Source organism: Klebsiella sp. K47 (genome assembly GCF_051858335.1).
In the GTDB taxonomy this organism is placed as follows: Bacteria; Pseudomonadota; Gammaproteobacteria; order Enterobacterales; family Enterobacteriaceae; genus Klebsiella; species Klebsiella pneumoniae.
The window spans coordinates 1-236 of the sequence record NZ_JBPYUI010000262.1; the positions used below are offsets into that span (position 1 = coordinate 1).

Sequence of the window (236 nt, forward strand, 5' to 3'; positions counted from 1 at the left end):
GCCATTACTGGGCGTTCACCAGTGGTGCGTAGTTTTCCTTTGACCCCAGGCATCGATTTTTCGGGTGTTGTGATTGAATCAAAACATCCAGCATGGAAAGAAAGAGATGAAGTTCTACTAAATGGTTGGGGAGTGGGTGAAAAGTATTTTGGAGGGCTAGCCGAGCAAGTCACTGTTTCTGGTGATTGGCTCATACAAAAACCTTCTGCTTTTTCTTTTAAAGATACGATGGTTAT

Annotated in this window: 1 protein-coding gene; it reads left to right on the forward strand. The window is 43.2% G+C overall.

The window, feature by feature from the left end:
• Positions 1 to 236 (forward strand): alcohol dehydrogenase catalytic domain-containing protein (locus RRF55_RS27965; protein ID WP_439419294.1); only part of this gene is annotated, 236 nt, incomplete at both ends.